10 protein-coding genes are annotated in these 12,816 nt (G+C 50.8%); all 10 read right to left on the bottom strand.

Annotation, left to right across the window (positions count from 1 at the left end; translation table 11 throughout):
- Positions 1 to 24: 24 nt before the first annotated feature.
- Positions 25 to 1,125, bottom strand: coding sequence for a TlpA disulfide reductase family protein (locus tag BMY16_RS10625; protein ID WP_091842307.1), 1,101 nt, complete (start codon positions 1,123 to 1,125; stop codon positions 25 to 27).
- 19 nt (positions 1,126 to 1,144) lie between these two features.
- A complete protein-coding gene (locus BMY16_RS10620) occupies positions 1,145 to 3,511 on the bottom strand; it encodes a S8 family peptidase (protein WP_091842306.1) in 2,367 nt (788 codons plus the stop codon).
- Between the two features lie 22 nt (positions 3,512 to 3,533).
- Positions 3,534 to 4,466, bottom strand: a complete 933-nt coding sequence (locus BMY16_RS10615) for a YihY/virulence factor BrkB family protein (RefSeq protein WP_091842305.1) — start codon at positions 4,464 to 4,466, stop codon at positions 3,534 to 3,536.
- Positions 4,467 to 4,697: 231 nt separating this feature from the next.
- The gene (locus BMY16_RS10610) at positions 4,698 to 6,524 is read right to left on the bottom strand and encodes a VapE domain-containing protein (protein WP_091842303.1); all 1,827 of its coding nucleotides are present in this window, start codon (positions 6,522 to 6,524) and stop codon (positions 4,698 to 4,700) included.
- A 122-nt stretch (positions 6,525 to 6,646) separates the two neighbouring features.
- Positions 6,647 to 7,126 carry a DUF6078 family protein gene (locus BMY16_RS10605; protein ID WP_091842302.1) on the bottom strand — a complete coding sequence of 160 codons (480 nt, stop codon included), beginning with the start codon at positions 7,124 to 7,126 and terminating at the stop codon, positions 6,647 to 6,649.
- Positions 7,127 to 7,285: 159 nt separating this feature from the next.
- Entirely contained in the window at positions 7,286 to 8,644 is a 1,359-nt protein-coding gene (locus tag BMY16_RS10600) for a TrpB-like pyridoxal phosphate-dependent enzyme (RefSeq protein WP_091842300.1), read from the bottom strand.
- Between the two features lie 102 nt (positions 8,645 to 8,746).
- Positions 8,747 to 10,345, bottom strand: a complete 1,599-nt coding sequence (locus BMY16_RS10595) for a response regulator (protein ID WP_170836087.1) — start codon at positions 10,343 to 10,345, stop codon at positions 8,747 to 8,749.
- A 391-nt stretch (positions 10,346 to 10,736) separates the two neighbouring features.
- On the bottom strand, positions 10,737 to 11,669 hold the full coding sequence (trxB, locus tag BMY16_RS10590; RefSeq protein ID WP_170836086.1) for a thioredoxin-disulfide reductase: 933 nt from the start codon (positions 11,667 to 11,669) through the stop codon (positions 10,737 to 10,739).
- A 36-nt stretch (positions 11,670 to 11,705) separates the two neighbouring features.
- A complete protein-coding gene (locus BMY16_RS10585) occupies positions 11,706 to 12,254 on the bottom strand; it encodes a glutathione peroxidase (protein WP_091842297.1) in 549 nt (182 codons plus the stop codon).
- Positions 12,255 to 12,425: 171 nt separating this feature from the next.
- On the bottom strand, positions 12,426 to 12,680 hold the full coding sequence (locus BMY16_RS10580) for a type B 50S ribosomal protein L31 (RefSeq protein WP_013064062.1): 255 nt from the start codon (positions 12,678 to 12,680) through the stop codon (positions 12,426 to 12,428).
- Positions 12,681 to 12,816 lie beyond the last annotated feature (136 nt).

The following is a 12,816-nucleotide window of genomic DNA, read 5'->3' as shown; positions in this document are numbered from 1 at the left end:
GCCAATCGGCGGGGCTTTTTGATGCTATTCTCCAAAGATCTTCTGTAGTTTGTTGTGTAGCGCCTTGCCACGAAGGGCGCGGTCGATGACCTTTCCCTTCGGATCGATGAGGATGTTGTCGGGGATGCCATCAATATTATAGATGGGGGCAGCGGCGCACTTCCAGCCCTTCAGGTCGGAAATCTGCAGCCACGGCATCTTGAGCTGGCCGATGGCCTTGATCCATGCCTCCTTCTTCTGGTCGAACGAAACGCCAATCACCTCAAAGCCCTTGGCGTGATACTTGTTGTAGGCCTCCAGCACGTTCGGCATCTCTGCACGGCAGGGACCGCACCATGAGGCCCAGAAATCAACGAGCACATACTTGCCCTCGCCAACGAGTTCACTCAACTTATGCAGATTGCCGTCAGGGTCGGCCATCTCCAGGTCGATGAACTGCTGGCCGATGATGGCTGTCTTCGGACTATCCTTCGGCTTCGTTGCAGCCTCCACATAGTCTCTGGTCTTCTTCAGAAAAGGATGGTTGGCAAACACCACATTCTCCTTCACCAGCTCGTCGTACGCCTCTACGCCGTTGTCTATGAAGTAATAGCTGGAAAATGCCACAGGTATCAGTGAATTACGTTCTTCCTTGAATACCTTGTTGGCAAAGGCTATCATACTGTCAATCATCTTGTTCATGTCACCCATGAGTTCATCCTGATGCGCCCTTATTTCTGCCTCGGTCATGTTGGCGGTCTTCTTGCTCAGCATCTTTTGGGGCAGATCCATTTCAATGTCGAGCTTTGTCAGACGCTCGTTCAGCGGAGAGCCTTTCAACGTACTGTCATTGACGTTGATGATGATAGGCGTGCCGTCGTTGAAGAATGGTGTCGTCCACTGTGCCTGCTCTGCTTTGACGCCCATCAGGGCATCCTTATCGGCTGTGCCGGTGAAAGCAAACTTACCGTCGGCAACAACCACGCTGTCGATAGCTTTTTCTGTCAACTGGTCTATCAGGTAGACCTTCTTGCCGTCTTCTGTATATGTTCCGCTAACGGCATACTTCACTTGTGCCATTGAAGGCACTGCTACCATTCCACTGATGGTGACGATGGCGAGGGCCATCAAAAGTTTTTTCTTCATTGTCTTTATAGTTTAATTTTTATTTGCGGATGAGTGTTGATCCTAATTTCCCAAGTTGGATGGCGTAGACACCCTGTTGGAGACCTGCCAGATTGATGGCGCCATCCTGTACCTTTGTCTGTCTGACGGCCACCCCCTGGAGGTTATAGACCGTTGCGTCGATGCCGTCCTCGGCTCCGTCGGCATACACGATGTCACCATTCACGCGGAAGCTGACGTTCTTAGGCTGTTCCTTGCTGAGGGTGGGGATGCTTGTGTTGATGTCCAGCACGTAGAGCAGTCCCTTATAGGCGTTCATCTTACCAGAGCCGAATCGTTGGGGAGCCCCCTCGGTAAACTTGTCGGTGTCGCTCGTGTTCCTGATGATCTCCTTGATGTCGTCGTTACTCAGTGTCTTGCCCTTGTCGGCAGCCGCCTGTAGCCACAGAGCCACGATGCCGGCTGCTGCGGGTGTAGACATCGAGGTGCCGCTCATGCAGAGATATGGATAGCTGCGTGGAGTATCCTGTCCCTTAAACTGGTTGCTGTATTCCTTCTGCTCTATTATATACCTGTCTGGCACTGTCGTGTCGAAGCTGTTTCCGGCTGCCACCACGTAGTGGCCAGGTGTACAGACGTCGGGGTGTTGATGGCCAGCCAGGTCTGTGCCATAGCTGCTGAAGTAAGCATAATCGCCTACGACGTCATCCGCTATTGTGTATTTGCCGCTATGGCCCTTGTGTTTGTTGTTGGCGCACCAGGCCCCGATGCTCACCGTCTCGCCCGAGGTGTTCCAGTCGCCCACGGAGAGGCTACTGTTGCCAGCTACCCACGGCTCGCTATTCTTCTGTCCATAGAGGAAATATTCGCACCCATTGTCACCCCACGCATGAAGCTCTATGTCCTCCGTAGGAATCATGCTGACCTTAAATACCAGTTGGTCTTCTCCTCTCCCAGTTTCTCCGTTGTAAGGTATTTTCTTGAATTCCAGACCGTTCATTTGCATATTGAGCTCCGTATAGGTGTACTGCTTGCCGTCTTGGTCCAAACCTATGTTCTGGTAACACCACAATTGCACCTGATCGCCCTTCTCAATATATTTCAGCATCTCATTTGCTGCCTTTAGCTCCTCGCCTTTCAGATGACTGTTGTCGGCATTTTCTCCAATATAGAAATAGGTGCCTTGGCCGACGGTTCCTACCTTGGGGTCGGAGTTGTAGGTGAGTGGCGCTTTGTAGTAGACGTGTCCGTCTATTGCGCTGGCGATACTGATTTCGAACTTCACATTCTTCGTTGTCTTCATGCCTCCCCAGACATAGCCGCCATTGCCATTGCCTGCATATACGTTCAGTGTGTCATTGGCTTGGCTCTTCATGTTGAGGTAGCAGGTGCCGTCGTCTGAACCCGAGTTGGAGGCGCAGAGCATGATGGGGATTTTCGCATTTTTTGCACAGATCTCCAAGATTCTGGCCATGTTGCTGGTGCCGTCGTGCCAGCCGTCCATCGAGTTATAGCTGATGCTCGCTACAAGTGGCTTCTTGGCGTTGGTGGCTTCATATAGCATGTAGTACAAAGCCTGATAAAACTCTATGGCAACCCCGTCCAGATTTTTGTCTTTACAGTATTGCCGGAATTCCTTATCTTCCTGTAGCGAACAGATCAGGATATCGGCCTCTGGAGCCATGCCGCCGATGGGCTGTTCTCCTATGCCTTTCACGTCGTTCATCGTGCTACCCGCAGCGATGGTGACACAGTGGGTGCCGTGTGAGCCGCCTAGTTCCTTCACCTTCAGCGTGTCGAGCATGTCTTCTGCCTTGTTGAAGGCCGAGCCCGCCAGCGTATCTGGGCCGATGATGACTAGATCTCCCATGTTTTTCCGGCCTGTTACATAGTATCCCTTTACACGCAGGTTGCCGTCCTTATCTTTCAGCATCGGGTGTGTAAGGTCGAATCCGGCATCGATGACTCCCACCATGACGCCCTTGCCTGTATAGGCCTGAGGCAGTTTCTCACCCGTGCCGTTGATCACGTCACCGGCCTGGGTCACGTTTCGGGTGATGTCCGTCTGTCTGCGGATCCTTGGTCCGAGGTCGATTTTCAGTACGCCCTCCACGGCTGCCATAGCCTCGAGCTTCGAGTAGGGTGCCTCCATCAGTACAATGTCGCCCACGACTCCTCTGATCTTTGCACCGAGCGCCCTGAGTTCTTCAGCCACTTGTCGTGCATTCGTGTTCTCTTTGCAGTTCACGAAGAAACGTCCAAAATACTCGGCATCGCCTCTCGTGCCAGCTTTCTTGGCACTGATGGCCGCCTGTTGCTTGGCCGCCTTGGTCATTGGTGTTACAAGACCCTGCGCTCCAGCTGTGAGCACACCCATGAATAGTGTTACAAGTAATAGTCTTCTCATATATGAATAGTTTTACATTATATTATAGTGAGTCCAGACGGTCGGAATAGAGTTCCGTCGCCTCAGGTCCTCGCTCGTCGTCTGTCATGTCTACCATCGGGTGCCAGTTAGGCTCTGGCTCGAGATTGATGCCAAAACGGTTCAGGTTCTGGTTCGTGTAGGTGAGCTGGGCACCAAACAGACAGATGGTCCACGATATCTGCACCCAGAGCATGAACAGCGGCAGGGCGGCAAACGAACCGTAGATGGCGTTATAGCCCGTCACCCAGATCTGCGAATGGATGTAAACCAACTGCAATAGTTGCATGGAAACGCCTGCTAGGATACTGGGTATGATGGCGCATGAGGGGCGCACCTTCGTGTTCGGCATATAGACATAGAGCGCAAAGAACATCAGGGATATCAGAATATACGATGACAGGTCGAGCAGCATGCGCATCGCCGACCCCAATAACAGCAAGTTGGGAATGGAATTTGCGATGGTCTCCATAAAGACGGAGACACCCGTCAGCACAATCAGCAGAAGAGGGAACAGCAGGAACATGGCCAGATAGTTGGTGAACGACCTGAATATGGGCCTCGAGTTGTTCACCTGCCAGATTTGGTTGAAGGTCTCCTCCACATTGTTCATTAGCATCAGCACGGTGTAGAGCATGAATATCAGGCCCACGCCGAGGAAGACGCCGCTCTTCGTATGTACCAGATAGCCGTTTACGAAGCCGATGATCGCCTCAGCAGCCTGGGGCTGTGACGACAACGCCTCCCGGAACCATATCTCTATGAATTTATTGTATCCGAATCCTCTGGCGATGGCGAACACCACGGCGAGTATCGGCACGATGGCTAACAGCGTAGAATAAGTCAGCGCCGAAGCCTCTGCCATCACCCGCTTCGCCGTAAAGAACCGGACGGAGAGGTACATTATACGGAAAACCTGTTTCAGATACTTCTTCATTATCGGTTGCAAAGGTAAGGATATTTTTTTCTTCTTACAAGATTTTTATCGAAAATATGATAATCATAAATATGATAATCTAAAATGTGATAATTGAGCATGTGCAGCTCTGTCCGTTAGAAGAGTTTTGCGTTATTTGCTGCCACTCTGCCACCACTTGTCGTAAGTTCTTGAATGACAGGTGATGGTAGGTGGCGGCAGTAGGGTGGCAGGTGGCAGTAAAATGGCAGATCAGAGCTTTAGACGACGTACAAGGTACTCTGTATGATGCTTTGTCTCACGCTTTTTCAGTCCGGAGATACCGGAAAGCATGCGTCCGAAAGAAGCAACGTTGACTGGCTTCAGCAGACTGACGCCTACCTTGGCCTTCAGAAACTCGAAGATGGCTGAAGCACTTATCCATTCACCATCCGTCTCGTTGACTGCTGGCTCGAAATAGTCGAAGAAGAAATGATCGGCTGCACTTTTCACCCTGAACTTTCGGTTCCACTCCATAATCTGCAGGGTTTCCTCAGGGCCGAAGTAGTAATGATCGTGCTGATGAAGGGCCTGCATGGCCTGTGCATAGAGCTGCTCATAGTTGGGAGGTGTACTGATGTCGATGGGACCAGTGAGTTCCACGCTCAGGAATCGGCGACTGCCGGAAGGATCGGCCAATACATCGGCCTGATTGGTGGTGGCGATGAACGAGGCCCTGCGAGGAAAGTCTTCCACATGGCGCCCATACGGTCGCTTGATCTTGACTGACGAAAGGGTGATGATGTTCTTCAAAAATCCCTGCTGAGTGTGAGACGGGATCTGGTTGAACTCATCGAGGTTGATGAGCAGCATCTGAGCCATCTGCTGTAGCACCTGCCGCTTATCACCCATCTGCAGGTTGCCCGTATAGCCCCAGCTCAGTTCCGGCGGCAACAGCTGCTCGCAGAAGGTGGTCTTGTTCCAACCCTGTGTGGAGATAAGCAGGGGCACGGCCTGATTGCCGTACTTGGCATGACAGGACACCTGCCACTGGCGCACCATCCCCAGAAACCACGTGTAGAACCAGTCTTCCCAATGCGGATTCTTCGTAGGCACCGTCCTGGCGAGCCTACGGATATGGTCCTTGCCGTCCCACTTGTCATACTGTTCCCAGAGGTAGTCGCCAATGGGATCGTAGGGCCGTATCATGTCTGAATGTACATAGCGACGCACATCATTGTCGCGGGCATCGATGCCACCAAGTCGCACTTTCATGGTCAGCCCCTTCAATACACGGTCGTCTACGGGCTGCCAGTCCATATAGTTGTAACTGTTGTCCTTGTACTCCGTGTAGCCCATTGTGGTATTATAGCGAAACTGGTAACGGGTGTTCAGGAAATCTATTAGCTTTCTGGTTTCGAGGCTGATATCAGCCCCCGTTGCTTCTTCGTTGTCGGGAGGCGTTTCTATCACCACCTGAGGCTGAGGCTCCATGACAGGCAGGGGCTTCTCGCTGACAGGCAGGGCGAGGGCCTTGGCGTTATAGTAGGGGTGAGCATCGAGGGGCATGTGGAAGCAGCTGCGTACAGAAGCAGTTTCCTTGGTGATGGGCTTGGGCAGAATGGCCTGATAAAGGGCCGATGCCAGATGGTAGCCTGCCCGACAGTATGCATCCGCCTCTTCCTCAGTGAGTGATTCGCTATCTGGCGCTGCTACCCTGACGAGGATGATGACTTCGCTACCAGTAGGTCCGACGAAAGCGGCAAGGGTATAGTGCAGTATCTGCGCAGCCTGCTTCACGGCATCTGTTTCTGCCGGACTTCCCAAACCGTCTACTGTAAGAGTCACCACACCGTTGAAGCTCTTCATGCAGAGGTTTTCGTTGCCGTCTTTTACATACTCGGCCGAAGGGTAAATGAGGTGTGAAGGATTCTGACGGTCATAGCTTTCCAGATTGTCGGTCATGCAGAACTGCCTACGCCGACGGGCCACCGTGCCGTCTTTGGTATCGGTCTTAATGCGCTCTATGAAACTCTCGATAGTCTTGTTCGAGAGTCGCAGCGCGTTTTTCTTGTCTCTTAGTACGAGTGTAATTTTCATTTGAATAGTCTTTTAAAGTGTTATACGTATTAGAAGCCAACCTTTTTTCAGTGAGAAAGCGCAGTTTTCCCAATGAGAAAATATCGTTTTCTTAGTAAGAAAATGATAGAAAACACTATCCTTTATTGGTCTGTGGGAGGATTGCCGAAGGAGTATGCTTCATAGTAACGGTCGAAAGGTACGTCCCAGTCGTAGCCGAAACCCCTGACAATCCGTCGGATCATCTCTTGCTGTCCAGGGTTGAGGCCCCGCTCTCCACGCTTAAACTGGTAATACTGCTTGGGTCCAATCAGTAAGGCAGTGAGGCTTTTGCGCATTGGGGTGTAGTCCTTCTTCAGCACGTTGTCGTAAAGATGGGTGAAGCCAGCTGCCATGGTCATCACCTCAATCTTGTCAAACCAACGGCAATGACCGTCCTTCTGAGTGTGAGGCAGTACGCAACGACAGGTTTCCAAAGTTTCTGGAGCATGACTGCCAGCCAAGAATCTCATGCAGTTCCCATGGAGCGGACAGTCTGCATTGAAGCAGAGTGTGTACCAGCCGGGCACTGCAGAATAGTCGAAATCGTCGTTGAGTGAATTGATGTCTGTTGTTTTTTTCATATTATTATTTTTTACCTATTATTTTATGGTTGTTTCTCGGCCTACAAAGGTACAACATGTCATTGCTGCCACCTGCCACCCTTCTGCTACCACCCGCAATCTTCTATTAATCAATAGCTTACAGCGGCTGGTGGCAGAGTGGCAGCAAAGAGGGAGGATTTACTTGTCGAGTTCTGCGAGGTTGGCGGCGATCATCTCGTCGGTGACGGTGTAGTTCTGGAGGTCGCCCTTGATGTAGGACTCGTATGACGGCATGTCGATCAGACCATGACCGGAGAGGTTGAAGAGTATGACCTTCTCCTCGCCAGTCTCCTTGCATTTCTTGGCCTCGCGAATGGTGGCTGCAATGGCGTGGGTGCTCTCAGGAGCAGGGATGATACCCTCTGTGCGGGCGAAGAGCATACCAGCCTCGAAGGTCTCGAGCTGTGGAATGTCGACACCATGCATCAGACCGTCCTTGATGAGCTGGGAGATAATCATGCCAGCACCGTGGTAGCGCAGACCGCCAGCGTGGATGTTGCTGGGCTTGAAGTTGTGGCCCAGGGTGTACATCGGCAGCAGTGGGGTGTAGCCAGCCTCGTCGCCGAAGTCATAACGGAATTGGCCGCGAGTGAGCTTCGGACAACTGTCGGGCTCAGCAGCGATGAACTCTGTGGTCTTACCGTCAAGCAGGTTGTGGCGCATGAAGGGGAACGAGATACCACCGAAGTTACTGCCACCGCCGAAGCAGCCAATCACGATGTCGGGATATTCGCCTGCCATCGCCATCTGCTTCTCTGCCTCCAAACCGATGATGGTCTGGTGCAGACCTACGTGGTTGAGCACGGAGCCCAGCGTATATTTACAATTAGGTGTGGTCGTGGCGAGCTCTACAGCCTCAGAGATGGCCGTTCCCAGAGAACCAGAGTGGGTAGGATCCTTGGTCAGGATGTCCTTACCGGCACGGGTAGACATCGAGGGGGAACCTGTGACCACGGCACCGAAGGTGCGCATGATGCTGGAACGGTAGGGCTTCTGCTGCATGGTGATCTTCACCTGATAGACGGCACAGTCGAGGCCGTAGATCTTGGCAGCATAGCTCAGAGCGGCACCCCACTGGCCAGCACCCGTCTCAGTGGTGACGTTGGTGGTGCCTTCCTGCTTGGCATAGTAGCACTGGGGCAGGGCAGAGTTGATCTTATGTGAACCCAGCGGGTTGGTACTCTCGTTCTTGAAATAGATGTGGGCAGGGGTACCCAAGGCCTCTTCGAGGGCATAGGCACGTACCAATGGGGTAGAACGATAGTATTTATACTTCTCGAGTACATCCTCAGGGATGTCTATCCAGCGATGCTCAGTGTCCAACTCCTGTACACAGCACTCACGGGGAAAGATGTGTGCGAGGTCGTCGACTCCCAGAGGCTGCTTCGTAGCAGGATGGATGGGAGGCATGGGCTTGTTGGGCATGTCAGCCTGAATGTTGTACCACTGTGTTGGAATCTCACTCTCTTGGAGGATGAATTTTTTCTGTTTAGACATAATAATTAAGTTTAGAATTTAGGAATTCCGCGTGCAAAGATACACATTATTATTTATAAATAAGAATGTAGAATTAGGAAAATCACAAAAATGATGTTATTTTTATGATTTTGACAGCAAACTGTCAAGGAATTCCTTGGGTTGTATGCCAAACTGCTTCCTGAAACAGGTGGCAAAATAGCGCGGATCGTGGAAGCCAACGCTATAGGCGAGGTCGCTGACACGGATCTTGGGATTCTGCACTGCCATTTTGTAGGCCTCCTTCAGCCGGACATCTCGTATATAGGTCGAGACGTTCATGCCAGTGATGGTGCGTAACTTGTTGTAGAGGGTCGAGGCACTGGTGCCCAGGTCGGCAGCAAGTTGATTGCGGTCGTACAAATCGTCATCCAGATGGCTCATCACAAGTGCCTGCACACGTTCGAGGAAAATCTCCTCTGGTGAGGCGCTCTTGGCTGCATCAACGCCTTCCTCGTCGGACCTCTGAATGGTTTCTGCCAGCAGGCGCTTGCGGTTTTCGATGATATTGTCGATGCGCAATTTAAGGTCCTTCAGACGGAAGGGTTTTGTGAGGAACTCGTCGGCACCGGCTTCAAGGGCTTCCTGCTCGTCTTCCTCCTGTGTCTTGGCGGTCAGCAGGATGATGGGCAGGTGGTCGTAGTTGGGGTCGCCCTTTAAGGTCCGCGTCAGCTCGTAGCCGTCCATCTCGGGCATCATCACGTCAGAGATAATCAGGTCGATGGCTTTCTTTTTGATAATCTTCATGGCTTCTACGCCATTTTGGGCAATATAGACACGGTAATACGACTTCAACAGCTGCTGCATGAGCATGAGCAACTCCAGGTTGTCCTCAACAATCAGTATCTTACTGGTGCTATCATCGTCGACTTGGTCGTACTCTCCCTCAGCATTGACGTCGGGGGTAATGGCGTGGATGTCCTGAATGACGTGCTTGGGGAGCGTGAACTCAGTAGATGGCCGCTCGAAGATCTCATCAGGGCTAAAGGCTTCCTTGTTGATGGGCAGGGTAACGCTGAAAGTGGTACCGACGCCGACTTCGCTCTTGCACTTGATGTTACCATGGTGTAAATAAACAAGGTCGCGCGTGAGCGACAACCCCAATCCGGTGCCAATAGTGTGGTGCTGACGATACTTACCGTCTTGGAAACGCTTGAAGAGCTGCTTCATCGTCTCTGGTGAGATGCCTTCGCCTGTATCGCTAATCTCTATCAGGATTTTGTCGTAGGTGGCATTCGTCTTGGCCCTGAGGGCGACTTCTCCACCTTCTTTGGCGTATTTGGCTGCATTCGAAAGGAGGTTGTAGATGATTTTGTCGAGTTTATCGGTATCAATCCATCCCATCATACTCTCAGGCTGACAACTGACGGTGAATTTCATTTGTTTTCTGGTGAGTAGGGGCTCTATGCAGATAGCTGTCTCGTGTACATATTTCATAACGTCGCCCTGGGCTACGAGCAACTTCAGTTCTCCAGCCTCCGACTTGCTGGTCTCCAGAATCTGTTGCAACAGCCGTACCATACGTTGGATGTTGAGTTGCATCATGTCGTAGTCGTGTCCGTATTCCGGTTCTTCCTCGCGCAGTTTGTCGACGGAGGCAGAGATCACGGTGAGGGGAGTCAGCAACTCATGGGTGATGTTGGTGAAGATGGCACTCATCTGCAGACTACGTCGCACACGCATATTTCGTAGGTACAAATGTCTTCCTACGAGTACTGAAATGACCACTACGGTCGCTATCAGAAGGCTAAATAGTATGCTATTGTCCATCTTTACGGTTGATGATTCATGTGCAAAAATAGATAATTTTTGTGAAATGGCCATCTTTTTTCGGAAAAAATTGCCTTTTTCGCATTAAAAATGTTGATTTTGCGTGAATTTTAGTCGAAAATGCGTTAATTCACGCATTTTAAACATAATAAAACGCAGATTAAACATCAATTCCAAATTCTTATTGTATCTTTGCACCAGAAAAAGATTTTAATGGTTAAGGTTTATGGTTGATTAATTTAGTTTTTTAAGTATGGAAAAGGCTCGTTGTGATAACGAGCCTTTTCTCATTTTATATAAAACCTTAGCGATTGAGCAGATATCTTTCAGCCTCAATGGCCGCCTGACAGCCAGAGCCTGCAGCAGAGATTGCCTGACGATAGACGGGGTCGGCACAGTCGCCTGCCACAAACACGCCGGGAATCTTGGTCTTGGGTGTACCGTCGATTTTCTTCAGGTAGCCCACCTCATCCATATCGAGCCACTCTTTGAAGATGTCTGTGTTGGGCTTATGGCCAATGGCAAGGAAGAAGCCGTCGATGGCGATATCCACAAGTTCCTCGTCAGGTTCACCCTTACGTTTGACCAGATGGGCGCCTTCTACGCCATTCTCGCCATAGAGACCGATGGTGTTGTGCTCGAAGAGGATCTCGATGTTCTCTGCGGCCTTCACACGCTGCTGCATCACCTGAGAGGCACGGAGGAAGGGCTTGCGCACAATGAGATACACCTTTTTGGCGAGGCCGCTCAGATAGAGGGCATCCTCACAGGCCGTATCTCCACCTCCTACGACGGCTACCGTCTTCTTACGATAGAAGAAGCCATCGCAGGTGGCACAGGCCGAGACACCCTGACCGTTGTACTTGCGTTCGTCGTCGAGTCCCAGGTACTTGGCAGAGGCTCCTGTGGCGATTATCACGGTGTCGGCCTCAATCTCCGTCCCGTCGTCGGCAGTGCAGACGTAGGGGGCCTTTGAGAAGTCTACCTTGACGATAGTGCCCATGCGGATATCGGTTCCAAAGCGCTGGGCCTGTTCGTAAAGGTCCATCATCATCTGGTTGCCGTCCACACCCTGCGGATAACCGGGGAAGTTCTCTACCTCCGTGGTCTGCGTCAGCTGACCGCCGGGTTGCATGCCGCTATACTCAATAGGACTGAGGTTGGCGCGTGAAGCGTAAATGGCAGCGGTATACCCTGCGGGTCCGCTGCCTATAATCAAACATTTAGTTTTTTCCATGATAGAAATCTTCAATTTTCAATGCTCAATCTTCAATTAAAGAAGTTCTTCAATCTGTGTTGCGATATTGTCGATGTTCTCCGTAGGCTCGAAGCGGGCCACCACCTGACCCTTCTTGTTGATAAGGAACTTGGTGAAGTTCCACTTGATGTCGGGTTTCTGCTTGTAGTCGGGATCTGCCTTAGAGAGCATATCGTCGAGGATGGGGGCAATCTTATGGCTCATATCCCAACCAGCAAAACCTTTCTGCTCCTGCAGGAACTTGTAGAGGGGATCGGCGTCATCACCGTTTACCTTGATCTTCTTGAAACGGGGGAACTCTGTGCCGAAGTTCAACTTACAGAACTCATGGATGCTCTCGTCAGTGCCGGGAGCCTGCTGTCCGAACTGGTTGCAGGGGAAGTCGAGAATCTCGAAGCCCTGGCTGTGATACTTCTCATAGAGTTTCTCCAGCTCGTCGTATTGTGGGGTGAATCCACACTTGGTTGCTGTATTGACAATCAGCAACACCTCGTTGGCGTATTCCTTCAGGGATACGTCCTTGCCTTTTCTGTCCTTGACAGTGAAGTCATAAACTGTTTTCATTTCTATTAATTATAGATAAGTAAAGTTCTCGGCTACAAAGATACAAAAAAGAAGTGAAAAGTAAGTCATCGCGATTCACTTTTCACTTCTTTTCACTATTCAACGAAAAAAGACACGTTCCGGGCATATGCAACTACCAAGAACGTGCCTTTATGATTTTGCGGTTTTATCTTACTTCTTCGCAGCCTTACCGTAGCGGCTCATGAACTTATCGACACGACCTGCGGTGTCAACGAGCTTGCTCTTACCAGTGTAGAACGGGTGAGAGGTGCTGGAGATTTCGACTTTTACCACCGGGTAAGTTTCGCCTTCGAATTCTACAGTGTCATTTGTCTTTGCAGTAGACTTCGTAAGGAACATATCGCCGTTGGACATGTCCTTGAACACGACGGGGCGATAGTTTTCTGGATGAATACCTTTTTTCATTTTGAATTTAATATTAATGTTATAAATACTGTTTGCGCATAAAGCGGGCGCAAAGGTACGAACTTTTTTTTGAATTTGCAAACTTTCTGCCCTTATTTTTCTTTTAAGTGACGATTTTTGTGCTTTTTTCTTGGTC

It is taken from the genome of Prevotella sp. ne3005 (assembly GCF_900110085.1).
In the GTDB taxonomy this organism is placed as follows: Bacteria; Bacteroidota; Bacteroidia; order Bacteroidales; family Bacteroidaceae; genus Prevotella.
Note: the sequence above shows the minus strand (reverse complement) of the source record. Positions and strands in the feature narration are given on the sequence as shown.

What these genes read in the sequence shown, in the direction of transcription:
- BMY16_RS10610 (WP_091842303.1), bottom strand. Translation starts at nt 6,524, where the DNA reads ATGAAAATTACACTCGTACTAAGAGACAAGAAAAACGCGCTGCGACTC.
- BMY16_RS10605 (WP_091842302.1), bottom strand. Translation starts at nt 7,126, where the DNA reads ATGAAAAAAACAACAGACATCAATTCACTCAACGACGATTTCGACTAT.
- BMY16_RS10625 (WP_091842307.1), bottom strand. Translation starts at nt 1,125, where the DNA reads ATGAAGAAAAAACTTTTGATGGCCCTCGCCATCGTCACCATCAGTGGA.
- BMY16_RS10620 (WP_091842306.1), bottom strand. Translation starts at nt 3,511, where the DNA reads ATGAGAAGACTATTACTTGTAACACTATTCATGGGTGTGCTCACAGCT.
- BMY16_RS10585 (WP_091842297.1), bottom strand. Translation starts at nt 12,254, where the DNA reads ATGAAAACAGTTTATGACTTCACTGTCAAGGACAGAAAAGGCAAGGAC.
- BMY16_RS10580 (WP_013064062.1), bottom strand. Translation starts at nt 12,680, where the DNA reads ATGAAAAAAGGTATTCATCCAGAAAACTATCGCCCCGTCGTGTTCAAG.
- trxB (WP_170836086.1), bottom strand. Translation starts at nt 11,669, where the DNA reads ATGGAAAAAACTAAATGTTTGATTATAGGCAGCGGACCCGCAGGGTAT.
- BMY16_RS10595 (WP_170836087.1), bottom strand. Translation starts at nt 10,345, where the DNA reads ATGCGTGTGCGACGTAGTCTGCAGATGAGTGCCATCTTCACCAACATC.
- BMY16_RS10600 (WP_091842300.1), bottom strand. Translation starts at nt 8,644, where the DNA reads ATGTCTAAACAGAAAAAATTCATCCTCCAAGAGAGTGAGATTCCAACA.
- BMY16_RS10615 (WP_091842305.1), bottom strand. Translation starts at nt 4,466, where the DNA reads ATGAAGAAGTATCTGAAACAGGTTTTCCGTATAATGTACCTCTCCGTC.